The following is a 25,943-nucleotide window of genomic DNA, read 5'->3' on the forward strand; positions in this document are numbered from 1 at the left end:
ATGATCCGCTCGTTGGGCAACGAGCCTCCGCTTCTGGCCGACGGCAGGCGTGCGCCCGACAAGCGCGAAGTTTCCTTGCGCTGGCTCTCGGGCACGTTCCTCACCGGTATCACATCCTCTGTCCTGATGGGCGTCGCCCTTTTTGCCGCGCTTGATGGCCGCCAACAGCTGGCGATTCCTGCCGAGGCCTATGCGAGTGCTGCCGCAGAGGCGCATGTGGACACGGCCGTGGTCCGCGGCGGCCGGCTGATCGCTCCCGCCATCGCCGCAAAACCTTCGGACCGGGCGATCATGGAAGTATCGACCGTCGTCCATGACGGCGAGAAGGAGGTCGTGCGCCGCCAGCCGTTCGCGCATGTGAAGATGACGCTGGCCGCCAACCATGTGGCGACCGAGGACTACCCCGATTTCGATCCTCTGGCGATATTTTCCGCCGACGAACCGCAGCCCGCCCCGCAGAGCCGCACCGGCGTACTCTACGGCTCCGACGTCGAATCCGAGGTCAGCCTGAAGACCGTTCCCTTCCCGACCGCTAAGACCAGTATGAAAATGGCCTCCGGCCTGTCACTCGAGGAGGTCGAGGAAAACGTCCGTTCCAACGGCTCCGTGCTGACCGACGGCAATACGCAGCTCGCAGCCCTCTACTACGTCGATCCACGTCGTTTCTCCAATGAGGAAGCCGATGTCGATCTGACCGCCGGCCTGTCAGCCCGCGTGCTCGAGCAGAACATGACGGTTTCTGCGCCGGAATCGATCACGCCGCAGACCGAAGAATTCGCCGACGACATTCTTCCGGTGCGCGCCGATACACCGATCGCCAAGGCGCTTACGGATTCAGGCTACCCACAGCAATATGCCGATGGCATTGCCAACTATATCTCGCAGCAACTCGGCGCCAGCGATCTCGAAAAGGGTGACGTGCTGCGCATCGGCATCATCCAGAAGGGCGAACAGGCAAAGATCATCCGGGCCAGCGTCTACCGCGGCACGCGCCATCTCGTCACCGTAGCCCTCGACGACAAGGGCAAATACGTGTCCGGCAGCGAGCCGCCGATGCTGGATGCCATCGCCACGGCTTTCGATGACAATACCTTCGCTCCGCCGCCCGGCCAGAACCTGCCGCGCGTCTATGACGGCATCTATCGTGCCGCCCTTTCCTATGGCATGACCAAGGATATGACCGCGCTGATCATCAAGCTGCTCGCAAGCAATGTCGATTTCCAGGCGCAGCTGAGATCGACCGATAAGCTGGAGGCCTTCTTCTCCGTCGCCGACAGCACCGGCCAGGCGACCGAGGATTCCGAACTGCTCTACGTCAATGCTCGTTTCGGCGATACGCAGACGCGCTTCTATCGCTTCCAGGATCCCGACGACGGCACGGTCGATTATTTCGACGAGAACGGCAAGAGCATCCGTCAGTTCCTGCTGCGCAACCCGGTTCCCAACGGCATTTTCAAGTCGGGCTTCGGCATGCGCCGCCATCCGATCCTCGGTTTCGCGCGAATGCATACCGGCGTCGATTGGGCGGCGCCGCGTGGCACCGCGATTATCGCCTCCGGCAATGGCACAGTCGAAAAAGCCGGCTGGGATTCCGGCGGCTACGGCAATCAGACGATCATCCGCCATGCCAATGGCTATGAATCCTCCTACAATCACCAGAGCGCCATTGCCAAAGGCGTCGTTCCCGGCGCGAAAATACGTCAGGGCCAGGTGATCGGCTGGGTCGGCACGACGGGTGAATCCACCGGCCCGCATCTGCATTACGAGCTGATCGTCAACGGCACCAAGGTCGATCCGCTGCGCATCCGTCTGCCGGGCGGCAAATCGCTGCAGGGCGAGGCGCTGGCGAAATTCGAGGACGAGCGAAAGCGTATCGATACGCTGCTGAACAACCAGACGCCGGATCAGGTGGCGAGCAAGTAGTCTCTAAACGAAAAATGGCGGCTGAAGCCGCCATTTCTCATTTCTCGACAAACCAAATTAAGCCGCTGCGCTCACCGTCTGCCGCATGCTGAACTGCAGCCGGTCCGAACCGTTCGTCACCTTGACAGTCGATCCGTCCGGCACCTGGCCCGACAGGATCTGCTCGGCCAACGGGTCCTGCACGAATTTCTGGATCACCCGCTTCAGCGGCCTTGCGCCGTAAACCGGATCATACCCCTTGTTCGCCAGCCAATGGCGAGCTTCCTCGTCGAGATCGATAACAATCTTGCGTTCGGACAGCAGAGCCACCAGCCGCTTCAGCTGGATATCGACGATCGCGCCCATCTCCTCGCGTTTCAGGCGGTGGAAGAGGATGATCTCATCGATGCGGTTCAGGAATTCCGGCCGGAAATGCCCACGCACGACGTCCATCACCTGCTCGCGAACCGTATCGCTGTCATCGCCGTCCCTGAGCTGCGTCAGATATTCGGCTCCGAGGTTCGAGGTCATGATGATCATCGTATTACGGAAGTCGACCGTCCGGCCCTGACCGTCCGTCAACCGTCCGTCGTCCAGCACCTGCAGCAGGATGTTGAAAACGTCGGGATGCGCCTTCTCGATCTCATCGAACAACACGACCTGATATGGCCGGCGGCGCACGGCTTCCGTCAACGCCCCGCCTTCGTCATAACCAACATAGCCGGGAGGCGCGCCGATCAAACGGGCGACGGAGTGTTTCTCCATGTATTCCGACATGTCCATGCGCACCATGGCCGTTTCGTCGTCGAAGAGGAAGCGGGCGAGCGCCTTGGTAAGTTCGGTCTTGCCGACGCCGGTCGGGCCGAGGAAGATGAACGAGCCGATCGGCCGGTTCGGATCTTGCAGGCCGGCGCGGGCGCGGCGGACGGCGCGCGACACGGCCTGAACCGCATCGCCCTGGCCGATCACCGATTTCGCCAGCTCGTCTTCCATCCGAAGCAACTTGTCGCGTTCGCCTTCCAGCATCTTGTCGACCGGGATGCCGGTCCAGCGGGAAACGACATGGGCGATATTGTCGGGGCTGACCACCTCCTGCACCATCGCGCCGCGTTCACCATCCTGCTTCTCGGCTTCGACCAGCTGCTTTTCGAGATCCGGAATGACGCCGTAGGTGAGCTCGCCGGCGCGCTGGAATTCACCCTTGCGCTGGGCAATCGCCAGTTCGTTGCGGGCGTCGTCGAGCTGCTTCTTGAGATCGGCGGCAAGGCCGAGCTTCTGCTTTTCCGCCTGCCAGCGGGCCGTCAGCGCATCGGCCTCCTCTTCAAGCGCGGTGAGTTCGGTCTCCAGTCGCTTCAGCCGGTCGGCGGAAGCAACGTCGGTTTCCTTCTTCAGCGCCTCACGCTCGATCTTCATCTGAATGATCCGGCGGTCGAGTTCATCGAGCTCTTCCGGCTTGGAATCCACCTGCATGCGCAGTCGCGCCGCCGCCTCATCCATCAGATCGATGGCCTTATCGGGCAGGAAGCGATCCGTGATATAGCGGTTGGACAGCGTCGCGGCGGCGACCAGCGCCGCATCGGCGATGCGAACCTTGTGATGCTGCTCGTATTTTTCCTTGAGTCCGCGCAGGATCGAGATCGTATCTTCGACCGTCGGTTCGTCGACGACGACAGGCTGGAAACGGCGGGCAAGCGCCGGATCCTTCTCGACATGTTTACGATATTCGTCGAGCGTGGTTGCGCCGACGCAATGCAGCTCGCCGCGGGCAAGCGCAGGCTTTAGAAGGTTGGAGGCATCCATCGCCCCGTCCGCCTTGCCGGCGCCGACCAGCGTGTGCATCTCGTCGATGAACAGGATGATCTCGCCGTTTTCCGCCTGAACTTCATTGAGGACCGCTTTCAGCCGCTCTTCGAATTCGCCGCGGTATTTCGCGCCGGCAATCAGCGCGCCCATGTCGAGCGCCATCAGCTTCTTGTCCTTCAGCGATTCCGGCACGTCGCCGTTGACGATGCGCAGAGCCAGACCTTCGACGATCGCCGTCTTGCCAACGCCCGGCTCGCCGATCAGCACCGGATTGTTCTTGGTGCGGCGCGACAGGACCTGGATGGTGCGGCGGATCTCATCGTCGCGGCCGATCACCGGATCGAGCTTGCCCTCGCGGGCTTCGCCAGTGAGGTCGCGGGCGAATTTCTTGAGTGAATCGAAGCCCTGCTCGGCGCTGGCGGAATCCGCGGTCCGGCCCTTGCGGATATCGTTGATGACCTGGTTGAGACCTTGGGCTGTCACGCCCGCATTCTTCAGCGTCGAATAGGTCGAAGCCGAGGATTCGATCGCCAGCGCCTGCAGCAGACGTTCGACCGTAACAAAACTGTCGCCGGCCTTCTTGGCCACCTCTTCGGCGGTCGAAAGCACCTTGGCGAGCGGCTGCGCCAGGTAGATGTTGCCGTTGCCGCCCGATATCTTCGGCAACTTGGCAAGAGCCGCGTCATTGGCAAGGCGAGCAGCCTTGGCATCGCCGCCGGCACGCTCGATCAGCGACGCCGCCATGCCCTGATCGTCATCGAGCAGAACTTTGAGCACATGTTCGGGTGAAAATTGCTGATGCCCCTGCGCCAGCGCATAGGTTTGGGCCGACTGAATGAAACCGCGCACCCGCTCGGAATATTTCTCGATATTCATATTCTACCTCCATTGATCGCCCTGCCCTTACGAGGCGCAGACCGATGATTGAGATCGACCCCCTGAAAAGGCAGGCCGCGCTTGGCCCATCTGGGATTTGGGCGAAGCAGTCGAGGAGAATATGGTACGCTGTTTCGGGAGTTTAAAGAGCCCATAAGACGAAAATCCCCGGCACGAGGCCGGGGATTTTCAAGGAAATTCGAACAGATGGCATGAGCACCCGGCTCTCCCCGAAAGGAGCGGCCAGATCCCTTATTCCGATGCGGCATCCGCCAGAACCGGCGCCTCGGCGGAAGCACCCTCGCCCTCGGAGGCTGCATCGCCGTCTGCGCCGCGGCGCGGGCGACGGGGACGATTGCCGGGGCTACGACGACGGGGCTGGCGTTCGCGTGACTGGCCGGCAGAGCCTTCCTCGTCCATGGCGACCTCGGCAGGAATGCCTTCGATCTCCGGCTGCGGGCCGGTTCCGTCGATGATTTCGGGTTGGGGTGCCGGGGCAGGCGCAGCAACGGGTGCCGGCGCGGACTTTGGTTGTGCCTGCGGCTGATGCTGCCTGCTCTGCGGCGGCTGGACGACGACGACATCGTCGCCATCATTGTCGCTGGTATCGATGTCGTCGCTGTCGCGATCCGCCGCGTCGCGGTCATTGTAGTCGCTGCGATCGTCGCGCTGGAACCGCTCTTGCATCTGCGCCTGAGCGCTGGCAATGATCCGATTGTAATGTTCGGCGTGCTGAAGATAATTCTCGGCTATCACGCGGTCGCCAGAGCTCTGGGCATCACGGGCAAGTTGCGCATATTTCTCGGCGATATGCTGTGCAGTACCGCGAATCTTAACATCGGGACCGGAGCTGTCATAGCTCCGGGTCAGCGGGTTACCGCCCTTGCGGTTGAAATTGTTGTTATTGTTATTTCCGCCGCCGCCATTGTTATTGTTGTTACCACGCCCTCGACCGCGCTTGTTTTGCTGTCCTGGCCTCATAGATCGTTCACCTGAATTCTCTGTTTGTGATGGATACATGGCACCAACCGCCATGACCGGAAAACCGGGTCAGGACCTTTGTGCCGCGAGCATACTGCGCCTTTGCGCCGACCTGCCGCTTGGTTCTCAAGTCAGTTTGACTGATTCACGCGTTGGGTCGTGTTCAACCGTTGAAACTCTCGTTTAAAAGAGCGGACCCCCGAGGCAAACCAAGTGCCGAACGAATCTCGTTCATTCCTATCTGCCCAACACGTGTCCGCAACCTATATTGCTTCCCTGGGAAATCCAAGCCTTTTCTTCGCAATAGCAATAATGTCCCGTCCGATGCCGCAGTTACCGCCTTTTACGCAAGCGCGAAAACAAGCGCCCTGTCGTTCTGACCATAATCTTTCACGGATTTGAGGCACTTGAAGCCTTTCGCTTCGAAGATCGCCGTCACATCGTTTCGCTGATCGTAGCCGATTTCCAGTCCGAGAACCCCGTTGGGCCTCATGAACCTTGCCGCATCCTTGGCTATGGCTTTGTAAGCGTCAAGCCCATCCGGGCCGCCATCCAGCGCTGCAACCGGATCAAATTTCGTCACTTCGGGAGCGAGATCGTGAATGACATTGGAGGCAATATAGGGCGGATTTGAGACAATCGCGTGAAAGGAGCCCTGGATGTTCTCGAACCATTTCGACTGCACGGCCTGAAAACGATCCTGCAACCCGTTTCTTTCTGCATTTGACTTCGCCGTCCTAAGTGCATCAGCCGATATGTCGCTGCCGATACCTGACGCCTCGGGACATTCACTCAAGAGCGCGAGGCATATCGCCCCACTCCCGGTTCCGATATCAAGAATATGGAGATGGCGTTGCGCCTTTGCAAGGTCCTTCAAATAGGGAAGCACCGTATCGACCAGGATTTCCGTATCCGGACGCGGCTCCAGAGTTTCCGTCGACAAGCCAAGCGGCAGGCCGTAGAATTCCCGCTCGCCCAGAATACGATGCACCGGCTCATGGCCGAGACGCCGCTCCAAGGCCCTCGAAATCGCCTCCGCCTGATCTAAAGAGAGCCTCTCGGCCGACCGCGTCAAAAGCTCCGTTGACGACAGTTTCAAAATGCCTGCGACAAGCAGCCGCGCATCGGTCACCGGATCGACAATGCCTGCCTCTGTGAAACGACGGCGCGCTTCGGCAAGCATATCGGCGACCGTAGCGCTCATTGCTGTTCGCCGAGCTGCGCCAGCTGGCTTGCTTGATAATCGGCCATCAGTGCGTCGACGACCTCTTCGATCTCGCCTTCCATCATCCGGTCGAGCTTGTAAAGCGTCAGATTGATGCGATGGTCCGTTATGCGACCCTGGGGGAAATTATAGGTACGGATGCGTTCCGAACGATCGCCGGAGCCGACCTGGCTCTTGCGATCGGCCGAGCGCTCGCTATCGGCCCGCTGCCGCTCGGCATCGTAAAGCCTGGAACGCAAGACCTGCATCGCCTTGGCGCGGTTCTGATGCTGTGATTTTTCCGAGCTGGTGACGACGATGCCGGTCGGCAGATGGGTGATGCGCACTGCCGAGTCCGTCGTATTGACGTGCTGACCTCCGGCGCCCGAAGAGCGCATCGTATCGATACGGATGTCTTCCGGCCGAATGTCGATGTCGATCTCCTCGGCTTCCGGCAGCACCGCCACCGTCGCGGCCGAAGTATGGATGCGCCCGCCTGCTTCGGTCTCCGGCACGCGCTGCACACGGTGCACGCCGGATTCGAACTTCAACTTGGCGAACACCCCCCGGCCTGTGATCGTCGCGATGATTTCCTTGTAGCCGCCGGCTTCACCCTCGCTTGCCGAGAGCACCTCTACCTTCCAGCCCTTTTCCGACGCGAAACGCTCGTACATCCGGAAAAGATCGCCGGCAAAAAGGGCAGCTTCCGAGCCGCCGGTGCCGGCGCGGATTTCCAGGATCGCGCTCTTTTCGTCGGCTGCGTCCTTCGGCAGAAGCAGGATCTGCATTTCCTGCTCCAGCGCCTCGATCCGCCCTTTCACTTCGGGCAGTTCGAGCTCGGCAAGATCGCGCATCTCGCGATCGACCGATTTGTCCTCGAGCAGCGTTTCGAGATCGGCGAGCTCGGCGACAGCCTTCTCATAGGCGCGGATCTTCGTCACGACGGGCTGCAGCTCGGAATATTCGGATGCGAGCTTCACATAGACATCGGCGGCCGGGCCAGCCGACATGCGCGCTTCGATCTCGCCGAAACGGCGTTCCAGCTCGCGCATTTTTTCAACGGGAAGCTTCGCCACCCTTCACTCCGATTCTTCTTATATTTCTCTAAAGGGGAATATTGTGGCTCTCGGCGAAGCGGGCAAGCACCTCGCGCATCGGCACCGTGCTGCGATGATCGTCCAGCACTTCGTCCATCACCTTCGCCAGCGCTCCGACATCAAGCCCGAGTAGCATTGCCTTTACCGGACCGATCGAGGCCGGCGACATCGAGATCGACCGAAAGCCGATGCCGAGCAGCGCCATTGCCGAAAGCGGCTTGCCGGCAAGCTCGCCGCAAAGCGTCACCGGCGTCGTGTTCCGATCCGCCCCGCGCACGATATCACGGAGGATCCGCAAAAACGGTTTGCCGAGGGGGTCGAAGCGATCGGACACCCGCGCATTGCCGCGATCGACCGCCATAGCAAACTGGAAAAGGTCGTTGGAACCGACCGAGACGAAATCGACCGCCTCCATCAGTTCGTCGAGCTGCCAGAGCAGCGCAGGCACCTCCAGCATCGCTCCGAATTGCAGCTTGCGCGGCAGTCCATGCCCGAAGCGCGACAGATGCTGCACTTCTTTCTGCAGGAGTTCGCGCACCATCTTCAGCTCGGAAACCTCAGTCACCATCGGCACCATCAGCTTCAGCTCGGTGCCGGCGGACGCCTTCAGCATGGCGCGCAGCTGGGTGCGCAACAATCCCGGACGGTCGAGCGACAGCCGGATCGCGCGCCAGCCGAGTGCGGGATTTTCCTCCTCATGGCCTCGGAAATAAGGCACCACCTTGTCGCCGCCGATATCAAGCGTGCGGAAGGTGACGACGCGGCCTGCCGCCTGTTTGATCACATTGCGGTAGAACTGCTCCTGCTCTTCCGCCTTCGGCATGGTCGAGGCAATCATGAACTGCAGCTCGGTGCGGAAGAGACCGATGCCCTCCGCACCCGATTCCGAGAGCTGCGGCAGGTCGACCAGCAGGCCGGCATTCATCATAAGCGAGATCCGCTGGCCGTCTTTGGTGACCGGCTCGATCGCGCGCAACGCCCGGAACTGCTCCTGCCGCCTCGCGCGGAAGCGCACTTTTTCCTCGTAGGAGCGCCGATGATCGGCCATCGGCCGGAGATGCACATGCCCTTCGTCGGCGTCGATGATCACGGCATCGCCATTCTCGGCGAGCGCCACAACACCCGCCGCCTGGCCGATGACGGGAATGCCCATGGCGCGGGCGACGATCACCACATGGCTCGTCACCGCTCCCTCTTCCAGCACCAGCCCGCGCACATTGGCACGGGGATAATCGAGCAGCTCGGCCGCCCCCATGGCCCGCGCCAGGATGATCGCGTCATTGGGAAAACCCTCGGCGGTCGTGCGCCCGGTATAACCCGTCAACTGCCTGAGCAGCCGGTTCGCCAGGTCCTCGAAATCGTGCATGCGTTCGCGCAGATAAGGGTCGGTCAACCGCATCATCCGCGCCTTGGTGTCGCTCTGCACCTTTTCGACCGCCGCTTCCGCCGTCAGGCCGTTGCGGATCGCTTCCTCGAGCTTGCGCACCCAGCCCTGGTCATGCGCGAACATGCGATAGGTTTCGAGCACCTCGCGATGTTCGCCTTCCATCGAGACGTCGCGGCGCGACAGCATGTCGTCGATCGAGATCCTGAGCGACCCCATGGCCTCTGCCAGCCGGCGGATTTCCTTCTCGGCATCCTCGTTCAGCAGGTTGGTAACGACGATGCGGGGCTCGTGTAGCACGACATAGCCGAGGCCGATGCCGTCATTATAGGTGTCGCCGTCAATCGTCACCGAACGCGTCAGGTCGAGTTCGAGGCCCGGTTTGGTGATCTTCTTGAGCTCGCCGGTGGCGATCATCTCGGCAAGCACCATCGCCGTCGTTTCGAGTGCTTCCACCTCCTCCTCGCGATAGTTGCGGCTCGCCTTGTTCTGGACGACGAGAACGCCAAGCGAGCGCCCGGTCCTGAGGATCGGCACACCGAGGAAGGAATGGTAGATTTCTTCACCCGTCTCCGGCAGGTAGCGGAACGCCGGATGCGACTGCGCGTCGGAAAGGTTGAGCGGCTGCGCTGAAGCCGCGATCGTGCCGACGAGGCCCTGCCCCATCTTCAACTGCGCCAGGTGCACGGCCTCCCGGTTGAGGCCTTCGGTCGCGTAGAGTTCGAGCACACCGTCGGCGCGCAGCACATAGACGGAGCAGACTTCCGCCACCATGTTGCTGGCAATCTGTCGGACGATCCGGTCAAGACGATCCTGCGGCTCCAGCGGCTCTGCCATCAACTCGCGCAGCCGCCTGAGCAGCACGCGCGGACCGCCGGAAAGGTCTCTCATGGCGTCTCAAGCTCCCGAAACAACGCACTCTGTCCCGGCCGGCCTGCCTTCGTCTCCTCAACCTGAAGGGGCAGGCCGCCCGCTGGGAATCAATTCTTATCCAGACCGTAGCAGGAATGCAAAGTCCTGACAGCGAGTTCTGCATAGGGACCGTCAATCAGGATGGAAATCTTGATCTCGGAGGTGGTGATCGCCTTGATGTTGATGCCTTTTTCGGCAAGTGCACGAAACGCGGTCGCTGCCACGCCGGCATGGCTGCGCATGCCGATGCCGATGACCGAGACTTTCACCAGCCCCGATTCGTTTTGAACGACGTCGTAGCCGATCTTCTCCTTATGGTCGCCGAGCACCTTGATCGCCTTCTCGACATCGCCCGACGGCACGGTGAAGGTCATATCGGTCTTCGACCCGTCCTCGGAGATATTCTGGACGATCATGTCGACATTGATATGGGATTCGGCAAGCGGTCCGAAGATCGCGGCGGAAACGCCCGGCCGGTCGGCAAGACGGCGAAGCGAGATCTGAGCCTCATCCTTGGCATAGGCGATGCCGGTGACTACTTCCTGTTCCACGATTTCATCCTCGTCACAAATCAGCGTTCCGGGCGGGTTCAACAGATCGCCCATGCCCGGAGCATCGGGATCTTCGAAAGACGAGCGCACGAAGGTACGCACCTTGTGCACCATGGCAAGCTCGACCGAGCGCACCTGCAGCACCTTGGCGCCGAGCGAGGCCATCTCAAGCATTTCCTCGAAGGCGATCTTCTTCAGCCTGCGCGCCTGCGGCACGATGCGCGGATCGGTCGTATAGACACCGTCGACATCCGTATAGATATCGCAGCGATCCGCTTTGACAGCCGCGGCAATGGCGACGGCCGACGTGTCCGACCCGCCGCGTCCCAAAGTGGCGATGCGGTTGTCCGGTCCCAACCCCTGGAAGCCGGCGATGACGGCGACCTGCCCCTCGCCCATCCGCTTGACGATGTCGGAACCGTCGATCTCCAGAATCCGGGCTGCGCCATGTGCGTTGTCCGTGCGGATCGGAATCTGCCATCCCTGCCAGGACCGCGCATTGATATCCATCGCCTGCAATGCGATCGCCAGCAGCCCCGAGGTCACCTGCTCACCGGAGGCGACGACCGCATCATATTCCCGCGCATCGTAAAACGGCGAATTGGCGCCGATGACCTTCGGCGTGCCCTGCACCCAGCCGACCAGCTCATTGGTCTTGCCGGACATCGCCGAGACCACCACCGCGACCTCGTGACCGGCATCGACTTCGCGTTTGACGTGGCGGGCAACGTTCTTGATGCGGTCCAGGTCAGCGACGGACGTGCCGCCGAATTTCATTACGATGCGTGCCATATGCCTCTACCACGACTGGCGCCGGGAAGCGGAAACCCGACCCGGCATCACGAAAGCTCTGGGGCGAACGGCTTGGCGAAAGAGCCGGGCTCCTACTTTCTGGAACCGCTCTAAAAGCCCAGGCCCTGAAGGCCCCAAGTTGCGGGGTCTCTTAGCGAGTTTGGCGGGGGGAGGCAAGCGCACGATATAAAGCAATTGCCGAGCGTCTGCACGCCCGTCGCTCCTCGATAACCTCCGCCCTTGACTTATGTCGCCGATCGTCCGACTTCACTTGTCACGAACGCAAGGAGAAGACGATGACGGAAGGCGCCAGGAGCACGATCGACCAGGGCGAAGTGGACCGCTTCTCGGCGATGGCGGCGGAATGGTGGAGCCCGACCGGCAAGTTCAAGCCACTGCACAAATTCAACCCCGTCCGTCTCGCCTATATAAGAGACAAGGCCTGTGAGAATTTCGGCCGTGATCCGAAAAGCGCCCGCCCGCTCGAAGGCCTGCGCGTGCTCGATATCGGCTGCGGCGGCGGCCTCCTGTCCGAACCCGTCGCCCGCATGGGCGCCTCTGTCGTCGGCGCGGACCCCTCCGAGAAGAATATCGGCATCGCCTCGACCCATGCGAAGGCCTCAGGCGTTGCGGTCGACTATCGCGCGGTCACCGCCGAGGAACTTGCCGACGCCGGCGAGACTTTCGATATCGTCTTGAACATGGAAGTGGTCGAACACGTCGCCGACGTCGAGTTCTTCATGACGACCTGCGCAAAGATGGTTCGCCCCGGCGGCCTGATCTTCATCGCCACGATCAACCGCACGATGAAGGCGGCGGCCCTTGCCATCTTCGCCGCTGAAAACATCCTGCGCTGGCTGCCGCGCGGCACCCATCAGTATGAAAAGCTGGTGCGCCCGGAAGAGCTGGAAAAGCCGCTCACGGCAAGCGGCCTTGAGATTACCGACCGCACCGGCGTCTTCTTCAATCCGCTGTCCAACCAGTGGAACCTGTCCAAGGATATGGACGTGAACTACATGTTGCTGGCAAAGCGGCCCGCATAGTTCCCGCAGACCATTAGTCGGCTAAATGTCTGCGGCGCCTTCCCGCCAACTTTCAAGAGGGGCCAGGTGAACTGAATGCATCTCAGTTCACGTCTTCCGGCAGTACCGGAATGGCGGCGATCTCGATACCTTCCTCCACCAGCGCCTGGGCCTCGTCGACCGTCGCCTGGCCGATGATGCCGCGAGCATCCGCCTCGCCATAATGGATCTTGCGGGCTTCCTCAGGGAACTTCGTGCCCACATCCTCGGAATTGGCTTTGACGGCCGCGACCGCCTCTTTCAGCTTTTGCAGGGCCTCCCGGCGCATGGCGTCCATCGCCAGCGTCTGCCTCTCGTCCTTCTTGCGCGCAGTCGACACCGAAGGCGCCATCAGGAGCTTGGAGATGGCGGCGGAATGGCAGACCGGGCAGGTCAGAAACCCGCTCGCGACCTGACGGTCGAAATCGGCGCTTTCTGAAAACCAGCCTTCGAATTCATGGGCATTGTCGCAGGTGAGGGAATAGCGGATCAAGCGGCGACGCCTCCTGCGACTGCCCCCGCGATCTTCTCGACCGAGAATTCCCGACCGTTCCTGAGGTTCGGGATCTTATCATGGGCGGCCTTGACCGCGCCGGGATCGATCTCGGCGACGATGACCGCCTCGCCCGTTGCGCCGGCCGAAGCCAGCACCGTGCCCCAGGGGTCGATGATCATTGAGTGACCGAAGGTCTCGCGCCCGTCCTCGTGTCGGCCGGCCTGCGCCGCGGCAACGACGAAAACGCCGTTCTCGATCGCGCGCGCTCTCAGCAGGATTTCCCAATGCGCCTCACCGGTCTGTTTGGTGAACACAGCAGGAACCGTCATTACCTCGGCGCCGGCAACGGCCTGAGCGCGGAAAAGTGCGGGGAAGCGAACGTCGTAGCAGATCGCAAAACCCATTTCCGCAAAGGGCAGCGACAGAACGCGGGCTTCCGAGCCGGCCGTATAGAACGCGCTTTCGCGCCAGCTCTCACCATTGTCGAGATCAACGTCGAACATATGGATCTTGTCGTAGCGATTGAGGATCCGCCCGTCAGGACCGAAGAGGAAGCCACGATTGGCGATCTTGCCGTCGGCAAGCGCGATCGCCGTCGAGCCGACATGCATGTGGATGCCGAGTTCCCGGGCAAGCTCGGACCCCGTCTTGACGATGATATCGCGCGCCTCATCGGTAAGCACGGCGCGTGCCGCCGCGCGGTCACGCTGCAGCATACCGGTCATTTCAGGCGTCTGCACATAGGTGGCGCCTTTGGCGGCCGCCTCGCGCACCAGCCGCGCCATGGCGGTGGCGTTCTTTGCCGGGTCGACCCCGGAGCACATCTGAACGGCGGCGGCCTTGAAGCTCATCGGGTCTTCCTTCAGGCCGCCAGCATCGGATCGAGCTTGCCGGCGCGATCGAGCGCGAAGAGGTCGTCACAACCGCCGACATGTTCGGCGCCGATGAAGATCTGCGGGAAGGTCGCGCGCCCATTCGCCTTGCCGACCATCTCCTGGCGAAGATCCGGCGAATAGGTCGCGTCGTGCTCGATATAGTCGACGCCTTTTTGTTCGAGAAGGGACTTGGCGCGGCTGCAATAGCCGCAGAACTGCCGTGTATAGATGGTGACGGGTACCATGATATCTCCAGACGGATGCCGGGTATTTTCTGTCATATAGGCTCGGAAAGGGCCCTTGCAAAGGTTAAAACCGTTATCTCGGCCGCACCAGCCTTCCGCAGCGTCCGGCTGGCGGCGGCGACTGTCGCGCCTGTTGTGTAGACATCGTCGACAAGCACAATACGCTTGCCGAAAATGTCGTTCTCGCAGCCTTTGGCAATCGCGAAAGCACCTCTGACATTGTCCTCGCGCGCCTTGGCGCCGAGGCCGACCTGCTGGCTGGTGCGCTTGACGCGGATGAGCGTTGCAGCAAGCAGCGGTTTGCCCGATAGGCTCGCGATATGGCGGGCAAGTTCGGCAGCCTGGTTGAACTTACGGGACAGCATGCGGGTGCGGTGCAACGGCACCGGGATCAGCGCATCGCAGCTTTCCACCGCGCCGTCGGAGGCACGCAGCATCCAGACGGCCATCATCGGCGCCAGATCGGTGCGATCGCGATATTTCAACCCGTGAACGAGATCTCGGACGGCATGGTCGTGCGTCGCCGCTGACCGCAACCGGTCGAAAGGCGGCGGATTGGCGATCGCCTCGGCGCTGAGGATGCCAGCGCCGAGATCATGCGAGAAGGGAATACCGAGCACTTCGCAATAGGGCCGCTCGATGAAGCGGATGCCGGACCAGCATTTCGCACACAGTCCGCGATGGCCGCCGGTCGAAATGCCGCAGACGGAACAGGCGGGCGGATAGAGAAAATCGGCAAGCGCCGAAAACGGTCGCAGGAGATGCGCCCGGAGCAAATCTGCCGGCCATTCGGAGTGGATCCGTTTCATGAGGTCGAGACTAGCCTGTTCTCTTCGAAAGGAAAATCGCCTTGCCGCTGCAGCGAGCCGGGACTATGGACATCCCCATGGAAACGATCTTCGACAGAGCCCTGATCGCCGCACATCGCCATCGCGCGCTTGTTAACAACGACCCGAAAGCCACTTTCCTGCTCGACATCGCGGCCGAGGAAATGGCCGAGAGACTTGATGTCGTCGAGCGGCGCTTCGAAACCGCCGTTGAATTGCATGGCACGACCGGTGCAGCCGCCCGCGCGGCAATGGCGACGGGCAAGATCGGCACGATGATCCGCGTCGAGAGCGAGAAGACCTATGCGGGCCCAGGCGAAACTTTTGTCGAGGCGACGCTCGAGGACGTGCCGCTTGCGCCGCAATCGGTCAATCTTATCCTCGCGCCGCTCAGCCTTCATCTGACCAACGATACGCCCGGCGTTTTCATCCAGATTCGTCGTGCCCTGAAGCCGGACGGCCTTTTCCTGGCGGCCATTCCCGGCGCCGGCACGCTGCAGGAACTGCGCGACGTGCTTTTGGCAGCCGAGGTCGAGATGACGGGCGGCGCAAGCCCGCGCGTCATCCCTTTCGCCGATGTGCGCGATATCGGCAGTCTGATGCAGCGCGCCGGCTTCACCCTTCCGGTGATCGACGCTGAGAACTATACGGTCCGATATGACTCGCTCTTCCCGCTGATGCGTGATCTCAGGGCGATGGGCATGAGCAATCCGCTTGCAGCCCGCAGTCGCATGCCGCTGACGCGCGCCTTCTTCCTGCGCGCCGCAGAGATCTACGCCGAACGCTATTCCGATTCCGACGGGCGCATTCGCGCGACATTCTCGATCATCTATGTCTCCGGATGGGCTCCGCACGAGAGCCAGCAGAAGCCGCTCCAGCCGGGCTCGGCCAAAGCACGCCTTGCCGACGCGCTGAAAGTGGACGAACACAAGCTCAGGCAGTGATCGTCCGCAGCTTCGTCAATTGACGGTGATATTGTTGCTGACCACGTTGAAGACGTTCTGCAGGCTGCCGCTAAAGATGCCGAGACCGGAGACAAGCGCTGTGCAAATAATGGCGGCGATCAGGCCGTATTCGACCGCCGTTGCGCCGTTGTCATCTGCAAGAAATGCTTTCCAAAGACGCATTACCCCAACCTTCTGCGTGAACCGCCTGCAACGATCAATTCCACAGCCACCGAGCGATGGCCATCCCAAGCGTCCGCTTCAGCAACCGGCGCCGACGCCGTAGCCTTGGACGACGCAGACTGAGCCGGGCGTGTCCTGAAGGACGCTACGACGAATGGTATAGTGCTTGCCGCTTTCGTTCTTCGGAATCGATCCGGTCGTGATCGTATCGAAATCGACCGGTGCACTCGCAAAGACACTTTTCTTCGAGGAATCCGCAAGCATAGGCGTCAGAATCAACGTCAACGCGACCACCGCCGTGCCGAACAGAAGGGCGATATTGAGCGCACCCGTCCTGCGCGAGGCAGACGAAGCCCGTTCCTTTTCCCGGACAGCTTTCCAGAAATCGTCGTCCATGACGTCAAGCCTTTTAATACACGCACGCCAGATGCTTGATTGAGGCCGATCTTTGGCAGAAGGTGTTAAACGATCCATTAATATCCACAGCCGAAAACGCTGCGGCACAATAAAAATCAGCCGATGCTAATACATGTCGGGACGCGCTTAAAGTAAATCCTGCAGCATCGGGATAAGCGGCTCGTCGGCGGGCGGCATGGGGTAGTCGCGCAGCGCCTGCGCACGCACCCATTTCAAAGCCTGCCCCTCAAGGCCTTGGGCAATCCCCTCATAGCGCCGGCAGATATAGAGCGGCATCAACAAGTGGAACGTCTCGTAGGAATGGCTGGCAAAGGTGAGCGGCGCCAGGCAGGCGATCTTGGTCTTGACACCAAGCTCTTCCTCGAGCTCACGCACCAGCGTCTCCTCCGGAGTCTCGCCGGGCTCGACTTTCCCTCCGGGAAACTCCCAAAGCCCGGCCAGCGACTTTCCCTCGGGACGCTGTGCCAATAGGATACGCCCATCGGCATCGATCAGCGCACAGGCGGCGACCAGCAATATTTTTCGGCCTGCCTCGCTCATCGCGGACCTCGTTGCCAATAGCAATAATGATAGGCATCGCGAAAACCGAGGCGCTCGTAGAGCGCGATGGCCGGGCGATTGGAAAGCCTGACCTGCAGCCAAGCCGAGCGGGCGCTGCGCATGCGCGCCCAGCGCAGCGCCGAGGTCAGGATTTCGGTGCCGAGCCCCTGACGCCGCCGCGTTTCGCAGACTGAAAGCGACATGATGCCGGCAAGATCGTTGTCCTGAACGCAGAGCACGGTCGCGAGCGGTCCCTCCACGGCATTCTCGATCATGAACAGACCCGACGGCGGCTTGATCGCCGAAATGATTTCGGCAAGCGCCGGCTTCAGGCTCAGCGGCGCCCTGTCGACCGCCAGGTTGGCATCGACGAAACGGCCGACATCATGGGTCGGCAGATGATCGAGCGTATCCGGCAGCTCGGCCTCGGCGAGATCGCAGGTCATCACCATGGTCTCGTCGAACCGTGTCCAGTTCCGGGCGCTGAGAAGGTCGATCAGCACCGGCGAGGCGAGCGGCGTCTGACGGACCACGGCGGCGCGGCCATAGGCCTCGAACTTCCGGCTCGCCTTTTCCAGACGGATCTCGACATCGCGATGGTCCGAGGGGTCGAGCGGCACGATGGAATTCAGCCGGTTGGACGGGTGGCCCGCCGTCAGCCGCACCTGCCAGCTGCCGTCATATTGCACGGACGCCGCCGGCCAGGCGCGAAAGCCGACGGCCTCCAGCCTGCGGACCAATGGCAGATTCGTTGAAGATATGGATGCCTGCACCAATAGACGATCAGCTCCGATAGTCGCCATTGATCGCAACATATTCCTTGGTGAGGTCGCAGGTCCAGACGGTCGCCGACCCAGTGCCGAGGCCGATATCGACTTTGACGGGGATATCCTGCGCTTTCATCACGTTTGACGCGGCTGCCTCGGAATAATCCGGGTCACGTTCGCCGTTGACGGCGACCCTGATGTCCCCGAACCAGATGGCGAGCCGGTCGCGGTCGGCCATCTCGCCGGATTTGCCGACCGCCATGACGATACGGCCCCAATTGGCGTCTTCGCCGGCAGCCGCTGTCTTGACCAGCGGCGAATTGGCGATCGACAGCGCAATGCGCTTGGCGGCGGCATCGCTCTCGGCGCCCGTCACGGTGATTTCGAGCATCTTGGTGGCGCCTTCGCCGTCGCGCACAACCTGCAGCGACAGGTCCTTCAGCACTTCGTTGAGCGCGGCGCGGAAGGCGGCAAGGCGCGGATCGTCGGCGCGTTCGATGCGGGCCTGGCCGTCCTCGGCCGCAGCCCCCGTCGCAAACAGCATCAGCGTATCGGAGGTGGACGTGTCGCTGTCGACGGTCATGGAATTGAAGGTCGGCCCGACGCCGTCGGACAGAAGCGCCTGCAGCGCTTCCGACGCGATGTCGGCATCGGTAACGACGAAGGAGAGCATGGTCGCCATGTCGGGCGCAATCATGCCGGCGCCTTTGGCAATGCCGTTGATCGTCACGGCCACGCCGCCGATCTCGGCGCTGCGGGTTGAAACCTTCGGATAGGTATCGGTCGTCATGATCGCCTTGGCGGCTTCGAACCAGAAATCGCCGGTCGCCTCGGCCTGCATCCTGTCAAGGACGCCTGAGAATTTGGTGGCGTCGAGCGGCTCGCCGATGACGCCGGTCGATGCCAGATAGATCTCGTTTTCGCCGCAGCCGACGGCCGCAGCAGCCGACTTTGCCGTCAGGGCGGTCGCCTGGCGGCCCTTCATGCCGGTAAAGGCATTGGCGTTGCCGGAATTGACGACGACGGCGCGCGCAGTGCCGTGCGGCAGGTTCGCACGGCAGAAATCGACTGGCGCGGAGGGGCATTTGGAACGGGTGAAGACGCCCGCGACCGATGCCGGCTTATCGAAGACCATCATCAGCACGTCGGTGCGGTTCTTGTACTTGATGCCGGCCGAAGCCGTCGCCATGCGCACGCCGCGCAGCGAAGGCATCGGAACGAAGGATTTCGGGGCGAGCGGCGAAACGGAACCGGACATGATGAAACCTGCCAATGAGCATTTCCCAGCGACTGAAAGAACCGGCTCGCCGTCCGGAAATGCGACAACAACGATAAGGAAGGGCCCGGAAGAACCGGGCCCTGATGCGAATATTACTGCTTCGGCGCCGGCTGGGCGGGCTCGCTGCCCGGCTCCGGCTGCTTGTTGGCCTCGTCGTAACCCTTGCGCAGCGTCTCGTCCGAGATCTCGACCTTGGCAGACGATTTGGCCTGGTTGAGGAGGGCAAGATACTTGTCGCGCATGACGAGCTGACGAACCTGGTCCTGCACCTGGTCGAAAGGCGGCGGCGGAGCGTCGCGCTTGTCCTCGACCTTGATGACATGATAGCCGAAATCGGTCTTGACGGGCGTTTTCGAATAGGTGCCCTTCTCGAGTGCGAAGGCCGCGTCCTCGAATTCCTTCACCATACGGCCGCGCGAGAAATAGCCGAGATCGCCGCCTTCCGACTTGTTCGGATCAGTGGATTTTTCCTTGGCGAGTTCGGCGAAATCCTTGCCGGCGTCGAGCTGCTTGATGATGTCCTTGGCTTCGTCCTCGGTCTTGACCAGGATGTGGCGGGCGTGGACTTCCTCCTGCTTCGGCAGCGCGGCGACTTCCTTGTCGTAACGAGCCTTGATTTCGTCGGGCGTCACGGTGTCGACGACGTGCTTCTTGAAATAAGCATTGTGAAGCTCGCGGTCGGTGAGGTACTGCATGCGCTTCTTGAACTCGTCAGTCTGGTCGAGCTTCTCCGTCGTCGCGCCGGCCGCTAGCAGCTTCACATCGATGGCGGCGGACAGGGCTGCGACCTTCTTCTGGTCGTCGGGAAGCTGCGCCAGCTGCGGATCGAGGTTGGCGACGGCGAGATCGAGCTCAGACTGGTGGATCTCCAGATTGCCGACCTTGGCGACGACGGCGTCCTCTGCACGGGCCGGAGCCTGGAATGCAACGAAAGTTGCAAACGCCAGCACGGCGAATTTATTGGTGCTCAACATCAAATAACCCTTCACAGTTACATCGCCGGCTTCAGCATCGCCTGTTCCAGCTCAAAATAGCCATCAACACCGGATTGTGGCCTTTCTGTATCCGCCAAATCCGTTGACATCATTCGACCCCCCTCTTATCTGTCACGCAACCTCGCGTCCAGAACAGTTTCCGGGCGTTTCAAGGCGTGCGCCTGATTTTCGGCTGGGCCGCGGACAAGAAACGTCGCGGATGAATATTGAGAAAGGACCAGTCACATGGTCAGCTTTGGCGGTATAGCCCGCAAGTTATTTGGGTCGTCCAATGATCGCCGCGTGCGGTCCTACCAGCCGAACGTCGCCGCGATCAACTCCATCGAAGAGAAGACGAAGGCGCTGACGGACGAGCAGCTCGCGGCAAAGACCGCCGAATTCCGCGCCCTTCTCGCCGAAGGCAAGACGCTCGACGACATTCTGATTCCCGCCTTTGCCGTGGTGCGCGAGGCGTCGCGCCGCGTTCTCGGCCTGCGACCATTTGACGTACAGCTGATCGGCGGCATGATCCTGCATTCGAATGCGATCGCCGAGATGAAGACCGGCGAAGGCAAGACTCTCGTCGCCACCCTGCCGGTCTATCTGAACGCGCTTTCCGGCAAGGGCGTGCACGTCGTCACCGTCAACGACTATCTTGCCCAGCGCGATGCGGCGACCATGGGCCGCGTCTACGGCTTCCTCGGCATGACCACAGGCGTCATCGTCCATGGCCTCTCCGACGAGGAGCGCCGCGCGGCCTATGCCTGCGACATCACCTATGCCACCAACAACGAGCTCGGCTTCGATTATCTGCGCGATAACATGAAGTACGAGAAGAATCAGATGGTCCAGCGCGGCCACAACTTCGCGATCGTCGACGAAGTGGACTCGATCCTCGTCGACGAAGCGCGCACGCCGCTGATCATCTCCGGTCCGCTCGACGACCGCTCGGAACTCTACAATACGATCGACGCCTTCATTCCGCTGCTCGCACCCAGCGATTACGAGATCGACGAGAAGCAGCGTTCCGCCAACTTCTCCGAAGAGGGCACCGAGAAGCTGGAAAACCTGCTGCGTCAGGCCGGCCTCTTGAAGGGTAACGCGCTCTACGACATCGAGAACGTCGCGATCGTCCACCACATCAACAATGCGCTGAAGGCCCACAAACTCTTCCAGCGCGACAAGGACTATATCGTCCGCAACGACGAAGTCGTCATCATCGATGAATTCACCGGCCGCATGATGCCGGGCCGCCGTTATTCGGAAGGCCAGCACCAGGCGCTCGAAGCCAAGGAAAAGGTGCAGATCCAGCCGGAGAACCAGACGCTGGCGTCGATCACCTTCCAGAACTACTTCCGCATGTACGACAAGCTCGCCGGCATGACCGGCACGGCGCAGACGGAAGCGGAAGAATTCGGCAATATCTACAATCTCGATGTCATCGAAGTCCCGACCAACCTGCCGATCAAGCGTCTCGACGAGGACGACGAGGTCTATCGGACCTTCGACGAGAAGTTCAAGGCGATCATCGAGGAGATCCTCGACGCTCACAAGCGCGGTCAGCCGGTGCTCGTCGGCACCACCTCGATCGAGAAGTCGGAACTGCTCGCCGAGCGCATGCGCAAGCAGGGCTTCAACGATTTCCAGGTGCTGAACGCCCGCTACCACGAGCAGGAAGCCTATATCGTTGCCCAGGCCGGCGTGCCGGGCGCCGTCACGATCGCCACCAACATGGCCGGCCGCGGCACCGACATTCAGCTCGGCGGCAACCTGGATATGCGCATCGAGCGCGAACTCGGCGAACTCGAGGCCGGTCCGGAGCGCGACGCCAGGATCCAGGCGATCGTCGAGGAGATCAAGGAGCTCAAGCAGAAGGCGCTCGCCGCCGGCGGTCTCTACGTCATCGCTACCGAACGCCACGAGAGCCGGCGCATCGACAACCAGCTGCGCGGCCGTTCCGGCCGTCAGGGCGACCCCGGCCGCTCGAAATTCTACCTTTCGCTTCAGGACGACCTGATGCGCATCTTCGGTTCCGACCGCATGGACAGCATGCTGACCAAGCTCGGCCTCAAGGAGGGCGAGGCGATCGTCCATCCATGGATCAACAAGGCTCTCGAGCGCGCGCAGAAGAAGGTCGAAGCCCGCAACTTCGATATCCGCAAGAATCTGCTGAAGTATGACGACGTCCTCAACGATCAGCGCAAGGTGATTTTCGAGCAGCGTCTCGAACTGATGGAATCGGCCAATATTTCCGAGACCGTCTCCGATATGCGCCGCGAAGTGATCGAGGATCTGGTCGAAAAGCATATCCCCGAGCGCGCCTATGCCGAACAATGGGATGCGGTCGGGCTGAAGACCGGCGTTGCCAATATCCTGAACCTCGATCTGCCGATCGAAGAATGGTTCAAGGAAGAAGGCATCGGCGAAGACGACATTCGCGAGCGCCTGACGCAGGCCGCCAACGCCGCCTTTACCGAAAAGGCCGAGCGCTTCGGCGACGACATCATGCATTACGTCGAACGCTCGATCGTCATGCAGACGCTCGACCATCTCTGGCGCGAGCATATCGTCAACCTCGACCATCTGCGCTCCGTCATCGGTTTCCGCGGCTATGCCCAGCGCGATCCGCTGCAGGAATATAAGTCCGAAGCCTTCGAACTCTTCACCGGCCTCCTCAACAATCTGCGCGAGGCCGTCACCGCCCAGCTGATGCGCGTCGAGCTGGTGCAGCAGGCGCCTGCTGAGCCGGAACCACCGCTGATGCAGGCCCATCATCTCGATCCGACGACCGGCGAGGACGATTTCGCCCCGATCTACCAGGCTTCCGAAGTCATCGTCTCGCCTGAGAACCGGAATCCGGACGACCCCGCCACCTGGGGCAAGGTCGGGCGCAACGAGGCTTGCCCTTGCGGTTCCGGCAAGAAATACAAGCATTGCCACGGTGCCTTCGAGCAGGTCTGAGGCAAATCGCGAAAAGCTGGAAAATGCCGCCTCCGGGCGGCATTTTCTTTTCTGCGGCAGCACAAAAACCTGGCCTTCACCACCGAATGGCAGCCCGATCCGGAACCGTTTCTTAACCCTGTTCTGTCAAGACTTCGGGGACGATTTGCCTGACCTCAGAGTTTTGCGTGTTCATCATGGCGGTCATAGAAACAGCGGAGAAACTGCTGCCCGTGGGCCTGCGCCCGATCGGCGGCCGCACGCTGCGCATGCTTGCCGCCATGCTCACCGAAGGCGGCGAAAAAGCCGCCGCCCGGCGGATGGCGCTGACGGCCTTCTCGATCCGCATCCTCAGCGCCGCGCTTGCCTTTATCTCGCAGATCGTGCTCGCACGGCTGATGGGCGAATATGAATATGGCATCTTCGTTTTCGTCTGGGTGCTGATCGTCGTCTTCGGCGATCTCTCCTGCCTTGGCTTCCACACCGCGATCGTCCGCTTTCTGCCGCAGTACAAGGCGGCAGGCGCCTTCGACGAAATCCGCGGCCTGACCGGCACGGCACGCATTTTCGCGATGCTTTCCGGCACAGTAATGCTCGCCGCCGGCATGATCGGACTGCATTTCTTCGGCGATAGGATCGAGACCTATTATCTCGTCCCGATCTTCCTCGGCCTGCTTGCCATGCCGATGATCGCGCTCGGCGATATTCTGGAAGGCACGTCGCGGGCGAACCATTGGCCGGTGATGGCGCTGAGCCCGGTCTATATCGTCCGGCCGATTCTCATCATCGCCTTCATGCTGATCGCCATTGCAATGGGTGCAGAGCATACGGCCGTCACCGCCATGCAGGCAGCACTTGCCGCCACCTTCGTCACCGCGTTGGGCCAGTACGGCGCGACACTCTATCGCCTTCGCCGGCACTATGACGAAGGTCCGCGCAAAATCGATTTCCTCGCCTGGCTCAGTGTCGCCTTCCCGATCTTCCTGATCGAGGGCGTGAGTTTCCTGCTCACCAATTCCGATGTCATCGTCGTCGGCATTTTCCTTGAACCGCACGACGTCGCCATCTATTTCGCCGCCGCCAAGACCATGGCGCTGGTGCATTTCATCAATTTCTCGGTCAAGGCCGCTTCCGGCCCGCGCTTTTCCTCGATCATCGCCGAAGGCGACCACGCTCAGCTGGCGGCGGCCGCCGCCGACGCCGCCCGCTGGACCTTCTGGCCGGCGCTCGGGGTCGGCCTCGCCGTGCTCGCGGCCGGCCATCTGCTGCTGTCGCTATTCGGCGGCGCCTTCACATCAGGTTATCTTGTCATGGCGATCCTGCTCGCCGGCATCCTTGCCAAGTCACTGGTCGGCCCGGCTGAAACACTGCTGATGATGGCGGGCAAGCAGAACCTGTGTGTGGCGCTCTATGCCGGCGCATTGGCTGCCAATGTCGGCCTCAACCTTGCTTTGATCCCGGATTACGGCATCGAAGGCACCGCTGTCGCCACAGCCTCGGCCATGGCGGTCGAAGCTATCCTCCTGCATGTCGCCGTGCGCCGCACGCTCGGCATCGCCCTCTTCGCCTTCGCCAGCCCCTCCGCCGCAACGCCAGAAATGAGAGTTCGATAGATGGTGCGCCTGCCCCCCGTCACCGAAAGCACCGACAGCATCAGCAACCGCATGATCCATGAGCTTGCGGCGCTGCATTTCGAAGCGCCGCAGGCCGAGGCCCGCGCCGAGATCGGCCGGCCGGGGCGCGAGCTCTGCCTCTATCCCGGCAAGCTCGGCTACGAACTTCAGGATGAGCTCGACTTCCTGTCCAACCGGGCGATGGAACCGAACGTCTTTTTCTCCGGCCGCTTCCTTGCGCCGGCCATGCCGCGGATCGAGGACCGGCAGGTCAATTTCGCCCTCATCCGCGATCACGGCGCCGGCCGCAGCCGCATGCGCTTCCTCCTGCCGTTTTCGGTCGACAGACCGGGTTTTGCCGTCGGCCCCTCGATCATCCGCGGCTGGTCGAACAGCTTCGGCCCGCTCGGCACACCGCTCGTCGACAGCGAAGATGCGGCCGAAACCCTCGACAATTTCTTCGAAGGACTGACCGTTCCCGATCTCAGCCTGCCGAGCACACTGGTCTTGCCGGATCTGAGATTGAACGGCATTTTCGTGCGCATGCTCAAGGCCGTGGCGCTCAGCCGCAACCTTCCGCTCACCGTGACCAACCCCTATCTGCGCCCGATGCTGCACAGCGAGGAAGAGGCGCCCGCCTATCTCGGCAAAACCATATCCTCGTCACACATGCGTGAGATGCGCCGCCAGTGGCGCCTGCTGGAGGAACAGGGAACGGCCGTCTACGCCGTCGCCCGCCAGCCGCGCGACGTCCACGTCCGTTTCGAGGAATTCCTGGCGATGGAGGCCGGTGGCTGGAAGGGCAAACGGCGAAGCGCTCTCGTCACCGATCGCTATCATACTGCCTTCGCGCGTGAGGCCGTGTCGAACCTTGCCGCCGTCGACGCCGTGCGCATTCATACGATCGATCTTAACGGCAAAGCGATCGCCGCCATCGTGGTGTTGATGATGGGCGGCGAAGCTTATACTTGGAAGACCGCCTATGACGAGAACTATGCCCGCTATTCGCCGGGCAAGCTCTTGATGAGCGAACTCACGGAATGGCACCTCGATGACGCCAACATCGTGCGCTCGGATTCCTGCGCCGTCTCCGATCATCCGATCATGAGCCGCTTCTGGCAGGAGCGCGAGGAGATGGGAACTTTGGTCATCGGCCTGACCCAGAACGGCGACCGCGACATGCGCCAGGCCGCCGCCCACCTCCACATGTATCGCAGCACGCGTAACATGGCGAAGATGTTGCGCGAGAAGATCATGTCGCTCGCCGGCCGGGGCTAAAG

General features: G+C 61.6%; 22 protein-coding genes (1 of these 22 only partly in view). 6 read left to right on the forward strand and 16 right to left on the reverse strand.

Going from position 1 to position 25,943, the window contains the following annotated elements:
* Positions 1-1,923, forward strand: partial view of a M23 family metallopeptidase gene (locus AMK00_RS19280; RefSeq protein WP_064805194.1) — the 3' portion only. It extends 18 nt beyond the left edge of the window; 1,923 of the gene's 1,941 nt are visible here — the last part of the coding sequence; its start codon lies off the left edge, out of view; its stop codon occupies positions 1,921-1,923.
* Between the two features lie 57 nt (positions 1,924-1,980).
* Here the strand turns inward: AMK00_RS19280 and clpB are convergent, their stop codons facing one another.
* The 6 genes from clpB to AMK00_RS19310 all read right to left on the reverse strand — a co-directional run bounded on the left by clpB (position 1,981) and on the right by AMK00_RS19310 (position 11,502).
* Entirely contained in the window at positions 1,981-4,581 is a 2,601-nt protein-coding gene (gene clpB / locus AMK00_RS19285; protein WP_064811433.1) for an ATP-dependent chaperone ClpB, read from the reverse strand.
* 252 nt (positions 4,582-4,833) lie between these two features.
* Positions 4,834-5,562 carry a DUF4167 domain-containing protein gene (locus tag AMK00_RS19290; RefSeq protein ID WP_064811434.1) on the reverse strand — a complete coding sequence of 243 codons (729 nt, stop codon included), beginning with the start codon at positions 5,560-5,562 and terminating at the stop codon, positions 4,834-4,836.
* A gap of 343 nt (positions 5,563-5,905) precedes the next feature.
* Positions 5,906-6,766 (reverse strand): peptide chain release factor N(5)-glutamine methyltransferase, encoded by an 861-nt coding sequence (prmC, locus tag AMK00_RS19295; RefSeq protein ID WP_064805199.1) that lies wholly within the window; start codon positions 6,764-6,766, stop codon positions 5,906-5,908.
* Entirely contained in the window at positions 6,763-7,842 is a 1,080-nt protein-coding gene (gene prfA / locus AMK00_RS19300) for a peptide chain release factor 1 (protein ID WP_064805201.1), read from the reverse strand. Before prfA ends, prmC begins: the two co-directional genes overlap by 4 nt.
* Before the next feature lie 28 nt (positions 7,843-7,870).
* The gene (gene ptsP, locus AMK00_RS19305; RefSeq protein WP_064805203.1) at positions 7,871-10,138 is read right to left on the reverse strand and encodes a phosphoenolpyruvate--protein phosphotransferase; all 2,268 of its coding nucleotides are present in this window, start codon (positions 10,136-10,138) and stop codon (positions 7,871-7,873) included.
* A gap of 89 nt (positions 10,139-10,227) precedes the next feature.
* Positions 10,228-11,502 carry an aspartate kinase gene (locus tag AMK00_RS19310; RefSeq protein ID WP_064697592.1) on the reverse strand — a complete coding sequence of 425 codons (1,275 nt, stop codon included), beginning with the start codon at positions 11,500-11,502 and terminating at the stop codon, positions 10,228-10,230.
* Between the two features lie 296 nt (positions 11,503-11,798).
* Between AMK00_RS19310 and ubiG the strand changes: the two genes are divergently transcribed.
* On the forward strand, positions 11,799-12,545 hold the full coding sequence (gene ubiG / locus AMK00_RS19315) for a bifunctional 2-polyprenyl-6-hydroxyphenol methylase/3-demethylubiquinol 3-O-methyltransferase UbiG (RefSeq protein ID WP_064811435.1): 747 nt from the start codon (positions 11,799-11,801) through the stop codon (positions 12,543-12,545).
* Between the two features lie 82 nt (positions 12,546-12,627).
* Here the strand turns inward: ubiG and AMK00_RS19320 are convergent, their stop codons facing one another.
* The 4 genes from AMK00_RS19320 to AMK00_RS19335 are packed head-to-tail and all read right to left on the reverse strand — an operon-like array spanning position 12,628 to position 14,988.
* Positions 12,628-13,056 carry a DUF1178 family protein gene (locus tag AMK00_RS19320; protein ID WP_064811436.1) on the reverse strand — a complete coding sequence of 143 codons (429 nt, stop codon included), beginning with the start codon at positions 13,054-13,056 and terminating at the stop codon, positions 12,628-12,630.
* Positions 13,053-13,910 carry a carbon-nitrogen hydrolase family protein gene (locus tag AMK00_RS19325; RefSeq protein ID WP_064805208.1) on the reverse strand — a complete coding sequence of 286 codons (858 nt, stop codon included), beginning with the start codon at positions 13,908-13,910 and terminating at the stop codon, positions 13,053-13,055. Before AMK00_RS19325 ends, AMK00_RS19320 begins: the two co-directional genes overlap by 4 nt.
* An 11-nt stretch (positions 13,911-13,921) precedes the next feature.
* Entirely contained in the window at positions 13,922-14,179 is a 258-nt protein-coding gene (gene grxC / locus AMK00_RS19330) for a glutaredoxin 3 (protein ID WP_064805210.1), read from the reverse strand.
* 32 nt (positions 14,180-14,211) lie between these two features.
* A complete protein-coding gene (locus AMK00_RS19335) occupies positions 14,212-14,988 on the reverse strand; it encodes a ComF family protein (RefSeq protein WP_064811437.1) in 777 nt (258 codons plus the stop codon).
* 77 nt (positions 14,989-15,065) lie between these two features.
* On the opposite strand from AMK00_RS19335, the gene AMK00_RS19340 reads away from it, so the two are divergent.
* Positions 15,066-15,950: a methyltransferase domain-containing protein gene (locus AMK00_RS19340; protein ID WP_064811773.1), complete on the forward strand. Its 885-nt coding sequence runs from the start codon at positions 15,066-15,068 to the stop codon at positions 15,948-15,950.
* A gap of 15 nt (positions 15,951-15,965) precedes the next feature.
* Here the strand turns inward: AMK00_RS19340 and AMK00_RS19345 are convergent, their stop codons facing one another.
* From AMK00_RS19345 to AMK00_RS19370, 6 genes are all read right to left on the reverse strand, one after another.
* A complete protein-coding gene (locus tag AMK00_RS19345) occupies positions 15,966-16,133 on the reverse strand; it encodes a Flp family type IVb pilin (RefSeq protein ID WP_064805214.1) in 168 nt (55 codons plus the stop codon).
* A 78-nt stretch (positions 16,134-16,211) separates the two neighbouring features.
* Positions 16,212-16,529: a hypothetical protein gene (locus tag AMK00_RS19350; protein ID WP_064697586.1), complete on the reverse strand. Its 318-nt coding sequence runs from the start codon at positions 16,527-16,529 to the stop codon at positions 16,212-16,214.
* A gap of 147 nt (positions 16,530-16,676) precedes the next feature.
* Positions 16,677-17,090 (reverse strand): 8-oxo-dGTP diphosphatase MutT, encoded by a 414-nt coding sequence (mutT, locus tag AMK00_RS19355; RefSeq protein ID WP_064805216.1) that lies wholly within the window; start codon positions 17,088-17,090, stop codon positions 16,677-16,679.
* A complete protein-coding gene (locus AMK00_RS19360; RefSeq protein WP_064811438.1) occupies positions 17,087-17,893 on the reverse strand; it encodes a GNAT family N-acetyltransferase in 807 nt (268 codons plus the stop codon). The genes mutT and AMK00_RS19360 overlap by 4 nt, the downstream gene beginning before the upstream one ends.
* Positions 17,874-19,115: a bifunctional glutamate N-acetyltransferase/amino-acid acetyltransferase ArgJ gene (gene argJ, locus AMK00_RS19365; protein WP_064806364.1), complete on the reverse strand. Its 1,242-nt coding sequence runs from the start codon at positions 19,113-19,115 to the stop codon at positions 17,874-17,876. Before argJ ends, AMK00_RS19360 begins: the two co-directional genes overlap by 20 nt.
* 113 nt (positions 19,116-19,228) lie before the next feature.
* Positions 19,229-20,110, reverse strand: a complete 882-nt coding sequence (locus AMK00_RS19370) for a peptidylprolyl isomerase (RefSeq protein WP_064806365.1) — start codon at positions 20,108-20,110, stop codon at positions 19,229-19,231.
* Between the two features lie 246 nt (positions 20,111-20,356).
* Here AMK00_RS19370 and secA point away from each other — a divergent pair, with 246 nt between their 5' ends.
* The 3 genes from secA to AMK00_RS19385 all read left to right on the forward strand — a co-directional run bounded on the left by secA (position 20,357) and on the right by AMK00_RS19385 (position 25,941).
* Complete coding sequence (secA, locus tag AMK00_RS19375) at positions 20,357-23,071, forward strand: preprotein translocase subunit SecA (RefSeq protein WP_064805220.1); 2,715 nt, start codon at positions 20,357-20,359, stop codon at positions 23,069-23,071.
* A gap of 176 nt (positions 23,072-23,247) precedes the next feature.
* Complete coding sequence (locus AMK00_RS19380; protein WP_064811774.1) at positions 23,248-24,663, forward strand: lipopolysaccharide biosynthesis protein; 1,416 nt, start codon at positions 23,248-23,250, stop codon at positions 24,661-24,663.
* Positions 24,664-25,941, forward strand: coding sequence for a GNAT family N-acetyltransferase (locus tag AMK00_RS19385; RefSeq protein WP_064811439.1), 1,278 nt, complete (start codon positions 24,664-24,666; stop codon positions 25,939-25,941).
* Positions 25,942-25,943: the final 2 nt, after the last annotated feature.

The sequence above is a fragment of the Rhizobium sp. N621 genome, assembly GCF_001664325.1.
In the GTDB taxonomy this organism is placed as follows: Bacteria; Pseudomonadota; Alphaproteobacteria; order Rhizobiales; family Rhizobiaceae; genus Rhizobium; species Rhizobium esperanzae.

Bases quoted from the DNA above. Each gene is read 5' to 3' on its own strand.
- AMK00_RS19290 (WP_064811434.1), bottom strand. From the start codon at position 5,562: ATGAGGCCAGGACAGCAAAACAAGCGCGGTCGAGGGCGTGGTAACAAC.
- AMK00_RS19335 (WP_064811437.1), bottom strand. From the start codon at position 14,988: ATGAAACGGATCCACTCCGAATGGCCGGCAGATTTGCTCCGGGCGCAT.
- AMK00_RS19310 (WP_064697592.1), bottom strand. From the start codon at position 11,502: ATGGCACGCATCGTAATGAAATTCGGCGGCACGTCCGTCGCTGACCTG.
- argJ (WP_064806364.1), bottom strand. From the start codon at position 19,115: ATGTCCGGTTCCGTTTCGCCGCTCGCCCCGAAATCCTTCGTTCCGATG.
- AMK00_RS19370 (WP_064806365.1), bottom strand. From the start codon at position 20,110: ATGTTGAGCACCAATAAATTCGCCGTGCTGGCGTTTGCAACTTTCGTT.
- AMK00_RS19345 (WP_064805214.1), bottom strand. From the start codon at position 16,133: ATGCGTCTTTGGAAAGCATTTCTTGCAGATGACAACGGCGCAACGGCG.
- ptsP (WP_064805203.1), bottom strand. From the start codon at position 10,138: ATGAGAGACCTTTCCGGCGGTCCGCGCGTGCTGCTCAGGCGGCTGCGC.
- AMK00_RS19350 (WP_064697586.1), bottom strand. From the start codon at position 16,529: ATGGACGACGATTTCTGGAAAGCTGTCCGGGAAAAGGAACGGGCTTCG.
- secA (WP_064805220.1), top strand. From the start codon at position 20,357: ATGGTCAGCTTTGGCGGTATAGCCCGCAAGTTATTTGGGTCGTCCAAT.
- AMK00_RS19325 (WP_064805208.1), bottom strand. From the start codon at position 13,910: ATGAGCTTCAAGGCCGCCGCCGTTCAGATGTGCTCCGGGGTCGACCCG.
- mutT (WP_064805216.1), bottom strand. From the start codon at position 17,090: ATGAGCGAGGCAGGCCGAAAAATATTGCTGGTCGCCGCCTGTGCGCTG.
- AMK00_RS19360 (WP_064811438.1), bottom strand. From the start codon at position 17,893: ATGGCGACTATCGGAGCTGATCGTCTATTGGTGCAGGCATCCATATCT.
- AMK00_RS19340 (WP_064811773.1), top strand. From the start codon at position 15,066: ATGGAAACGATCTTCGACAGAGCCCTGATCGCCGCACATCGCCATCGC.
- ubiG (WP_064811435.1), top strand. From the start codon at position 11,799: ATGACGGAAGGCGCCAGGAGCACGATCGACCAGGGCGAAGTGGACCGC.
- prmC (WP_064805199.1), bottom strand. From the start codon at position 6,766: ATGAGCGCTACGGTCGCCGATATGCTTGCCGAAGCGCGCCGTCGTTTC.
- grxC (WP_064805210.1), bottom strand. From the start codon at position 14,179: ATGGTACCCGTCACCATCTATACACGGCAGTTCTGCGGCTATTGCAGC.
- AMK00_RS19380 (WP_064811774.1), top strand. From the start codon at position 23,248: ATGGCGGTCATAGAAACAGCGGAGAAACTGCTGCCCGTGGGCCTGCGC.
- clpB (WP_064811433.1), bottom strand. From the start codon at position 4,581: ATGAATATCGAGAAATATTCCGAGCGGGTGCGCGGTTTCATTCAGTCG.
- AMK00_RS19385 (WP_064811439.1), top strand. From the start codon at position 24,664: ATGGTGCGCCTGCCCCCCGTCACCGAAAGCACCGACAGCATCAGCAAC.